The organism is Fructilactobacillus sp. X2R5C3 (assembly GCF_059901325.1).
This window is the reverse complement of the sequence record NZ_JBWXUY010000027.1, coordinates 1-263: the sequence shown is the minus strand read 5'-3', so window position 1 is coordinate 263 and position 263 is coordinate 1. Positions and strand designations below refer to the sequence as shown.

Below are 263 nucleotides of genomic sequence, written 5' to 3'. Positions count from 1 at the left end.
CTGAATGACCAGCGCATTGATCGTATCCGGGAAGATTTCATTCCAGGACAACGCGGATGCCGCTGCAAACAGCGAGAGCTCCCCATCTGCGATTTTCAGCCAGTTTTCCAGCAACCTTGGCACGACAGGACTTAAATCTTTGATTAGGTGCGTTCCTTCTAACAGACCTGCATATGCATCCCTGTAATAGACGGAAAGCTCATCCCAAACATCCGCATGGTTTAATTCGATGGTATCTATCAAGTTATTAATCACTCTTAGCC

At 46.8% G+C, this 263-nt stretch carries 1 protein-coding gene; it reads right to left on the bottom strand.

What is annotated here, in order from left to right:
* Positions 1-243, bottom strand: a 243-nt coding sequence (locus AC6UDE_RS07025) for a hypothetical protein (protein WP_500697037.1), incomplete at its 3' end; no start/stop codon positions are given.
* Between the last annotated feature and the right edge of the window lie 20 nt (positions 244-263).